The following is a 3,431-nucleotide window of genomic DNA, read 5'->3' as shown; positions in this document are numbered from 1 at the left end:
TGATGCATCAAATGTGGCTACGAAGTCTCCTGTTGCACACAAGAATCATTATGCCTAGAGGGGATGGTGTGTTTGACTACCAGCAGCTTCAGGAGCAGTTTAACGTCATGTTGCAATACGATGATGCGACGCACCTTAGTGATAATGTAGTATTTTGTGTTTATTATTTTTTCTTTATGCTAAAATAAAAAACGATCATTTCATGGGTAAGATAAAGAGGATATTTTCATGCATTATCAATTGACTAACCTTGACAAGAAATCAGGTTTAGAATTAGCCAAAGCCTTTGCTGCAATTCCTCCTGGCGTGACTACGCTTGATTTAAAAGCGAATCACCTTGACAAGAAATCAGGTTTAGAATTAGCCAAAGCCTTTGCTGTAATTCCTGCTGGCGTGACTACACTTGATTTGGGCAACAATGGCCTTTACAAGAAATCAGGAACTGAATTGGCCCAAGCCTTCACTTCAATTTCTGCTGGCGTGACCGCGCTGAATTTGAGCGCGAATGACCTTGGCAAGAAATCAGGTTCAGAATTAGCCCAAGCTTTTGCTGCAATTCCTCCTGGCGTGACCACACTTAATTTGATGGGGAATTTCCTTGGCTTCAATTCAGGTTCAGAATTAGCCCAAGCTTTTGCTGCAATTCCTGCTGGCGTGACCACGCTTGATTTGATGATGAATTTCCTTGGCTACAAATCAGGTTCAGCCCAAGCTTTTGCTGCAATTCCTGTTGGTGTGACCACGCTTGATTTGAGGATAAATAACCTTGGCAAGAAATCAGGTTCAGAATTAGCCCAAGTCTTTGCTGCGATTTCTGGCATGAAAGTAGTTTATGGAGACCATGAATTTATAAAAAAATACGACATTAATTACCTACTAGATAGTTATCTAAAAGAAAGAACAGCTATGACTAATTCCTCTGGGATAACAAAGGAATATTTTTACGGAAGCTTCTTTTCTACCTATCAAAAAAGTTTCACAGAAAAAAGAACTGCCGTTATTGCTTTAAAATCAGCGTTAAATGGAGATAATGTTAATTTAAGCGAACACTTATCAACATTAAGAAATGGTAAGTTGGGCAAAGAACTTCGAACACTTATTAAATCTGGCATGGGTAACGCCCTAGTTGGAAAAGAAGTGACTACTGTGAGTGACTTTGTTCAGGTTCTTCAAGAGAAAAATTCGAACGCTGCGCGCCAAGGAAGGCGGAGCGCCGAGTCAGGTAGTCCGCGATAGCTTGCGATTTACAGAGACAGCCCGCAGAGATGCGGAGTAAATCTTTTTGCAGTCGTTAAGTCATTGGAGCAAGCGTGCCGGAAACAGGACAGTCGCGGCCCTTAGCTTCGCGCGTTGGCGAGTCGATTTAGGGGACTGGAATGTCCCAGAATCTTTCACGAGGTAGCGCGACTCTTGAAGTTGGCTTTATTGGCTACAGTCATTTTAATAAATGAACATGATATCGATTCTGCATTTATAGAGTTCTGATAAAATGCTTGTGAAGATGATTTGTGGAGGATTTGGCTAATTAAAGGGGGACTTGTGAAAGAATTGAAAAAAATGGGATATTAAAACTCTCGAAGGTCAGCGAAAACTCTTACATATAGCGATGTTCTTCAATTAAGCTTTCATAAGGTATGTGTAGGCCCTTATGTAAATTTACAATTTGGTGCATGGTTAGACTGCGCTTTCTATTGAGGACGTCACTAACCCGGCTTCGAGGACCAAGAAAAGGTTCTAAGTCCTTTCGATTTAAATTCATTTGATCCATCAAAAAGAAAATAGCATCAACGGGATCAGATGGAGGCATAGAATGATTTTTGTTTTCATATGCTTCAACTAAAACTAAAAGAACATCGAGTTCATCTCCATCTGGGCTGTCTCCTTTAGCTCCCCAAAGCGCTTCAATACGTGATAAAGCCATTTTATAGTCATCATCGTTATGAATTGGTTTAATCATTTTATTCAATCTCCTCAGCATTTACTTGATCATATTCTTTGTGTGTACCCACAAATTTTATAAACATTGTTTGTCGTGGATAATCTATAGAACAAATAATGCGATAATCATTTCCTTTGATATTAAATACAACTCTGTCATTAGAAACGAATGATATATTTCGCAACATATTTTTAATATCTTGCGGTGTCCTCCAAGTTTGTTTGGAACAAAAATGGTACCATTCATTTAAAAAGGGCAGAGATTTTTCGTTCCCTGATTTTTCCCAGTAAGCTTTTAATTTAGTGATTTAATTGAGCGTTGCTTTATAATCCAAGTGAGACTTTCTATTTCTATAATGTTTTTCTCATTATTGAAATTTGCATTTATAAACCAAGTCTCAAAATGGTATCAACGTTCTGAGTGCACTTAAGTTAAATTGACGAGATTTTAAAAAATCAAGAATGTTACTTAGAGTATATGAGTGCTAAATATGAACTAGACTTTAGCCCTCATTAAGATAATTAAGCCATTCTTAGTCTATTTAAAAATTACTTATTATATAATTAACTGAGCCTGGTAAACGAATTTTTTCCACTGAATAATCACCTGAAATTGATGTATCAGTATGTTCGCAAATAAAGCTAGAATTATTTAGTGAAAATCGAATGGTCACTGTTTTACTTGGTAAACTGATTGTATGAAATACAAATTCACCAGCCATAGGAACATTCTTCGCGCTTGAATTGATTGTAAAAACCTGTGCTGTTTTGCTGTCAATTTTTTGTATACCGCCAGGTTGAAGCTCTGCACCATTTAGTTTTAAAGTAGTGATTAATAAGTTGTCTACTAAATTATTTTTTATTTTAAGTTCAAATCCATCGCAAGGAGATGCGGCAGAGACAACACTCGAGGAAAGCAACGAAGCAAGACAAGCTAATTTAATTTTATTCAAAATATAACCTTTTAAAGCTAAATATATTTTCGCGTGTAAATCACATTCTTTTATATTCAGTCAGTCACTTGTACTCCTATAAAATACTCCTGTCAAACATGATCTTGCCCTGATTTGTCGACCCCTTGTTAAATCAATTTCGTTTAGCAGGCGCAAAGAATCTGTGCAGCAGTTTGGTTTCGCGCCTACTCCATTTTTTTAAAGTTATTTATGTTTGGGATAGATAACAAGCCTTATCTATCACAAATAGGGTATAATGAAGAAAAAATCAAAAAGGGACCCTATGAATTTACTGGATGAGCAAAATTCAAAAAATAGAAAGTTTGTGATAGATAAGATTTTTCATCCTTTGGATGTTCATTTTGATACCAATTCCTTATCAGCTTGGCTGTCTTATTATTATTCAGTGCATGTGAAGGGTGCGCCTGAAAAAACCGAACAAGCAAAAAAGAAAGACTTGTCTAAATTCATTTATTTTTTCCAAACGGAAGTAGGGCATGATTTAATAGACAGTTGGACTCCAGCAGTGAGTAAACAATT

Annotated in this window: 5 protein-coding genes and 1 pseudogene; 3 read left to right on the top strand and 3 right to left on the bottom strand. The window is 36.8% G+C overall.

The window, feature by feature from the left end:
* Together WA877_RS02195 and WA877_RS02190 are read left to right on the top strand one after the other, a co-directional pair.
* Nucleotides 1-188 (top strand): hypothetical protein (locus tag WA877_RS02195; RefSeq protein ID WP_425169306.1); only part of this gene is annotated, 188 nt, incomplete at its 5' end.
* 40 nt (nt 189-228) lie between these two features.
* Nucleotides 229-1,236 (top strand): hypothetical protein, encoded by a 1,008-nt coding sequence (locus tag WA877_RS02190; RefSeq protein WP_425169305.1) that lies wholly within the window; start codon nt 229-231, stop codon nt 1,234-1,236.
* 358 nt (nt 1,237-1,594) lie between these two features.
* On the opposite strand, the gene WA877_RS02185 is transcribed toward WA877_RS02190, so the two are convergent.
* From WA877_RS02185 to WA877_RS02175, 3 genes are all read right to left on the bottom strand, one after another.
* Nucleotides 1,595-1,957 (bottom strand): helix-turn-helix domain-containing protein, encoded by a 363-nt coding sequence (locus tag WA877_RS02185; protein WP_425169304.1) that lies wholly within the window; start codon nt 1,955-1,957, stop codon nt 1,595-1,597.
* A 1-nt stretch (nt 1,958) separates the two neighbouring features.
* Nucleotides 1,959-2,198 carry a type II toxin-antitoxin system HigB family toxin gene (locus WA877_RS02180; protein ID WP_425169307.1) on the bottom strand — a complete coding sequence of 80 codons (240 nt, stop codon included), beginning with the start codon at nt 2,196-2,198 and terminating at the stop codon, nt 1,959-1,961.
* A 282-nt stretch (nt 2,199-2,480) separates the two neighbouring features.
* The gene (locus WA877_RS02175; RefSeq protein ID WP_425169303.1) at nt 2,481-2,891 is read right to left on the bottom strand and encodes a hypothetical protein; all 411 of its coding nucleotides are present in this window, start codon (nt 2,889-2,891) and stop codon (nt 2,481-2,483) included.
* 256 nt (nt 2,892-3,147) lie between these two features.
* On the opposite strand from WA877_RS02175, the pseudogene WA877_RS02170 reads away from it, so the two are divergent.
* Nucleotides 3,148-3,431, top strand: a pseudogene (locus WA877_RS02170) (site-specific integrase); the annotation flags it as partial.

Origin of the sequence: Legionella sp. (assembly GCF_049790535.1) — a bacterium.
GTDB lineage: Bacteria > Pseudomonadota > Gammaproteobacteria > Legionellales > Legionellaceae > Legionella.
This window is presented reverse-complemented; position numbering and strand designations above follow the sequence as displayed.

Excerpts from the sequence above, each read along its gene's own strand:
- WA877_RS02185 (WP_425169304.1), bottom strand. The coding sequence starts at position 1,957 with ATGATTAAACCAATTCATAACGATGATGACTATAAAATGGCTTTATCA.
- WA877_RS02190 (WP_425169305.1), top strand. The coding sequence starts at position 229 with ATGCATTATCAATTGACTAACCTTGACAAGAAATCAGGTTTAGAATTA.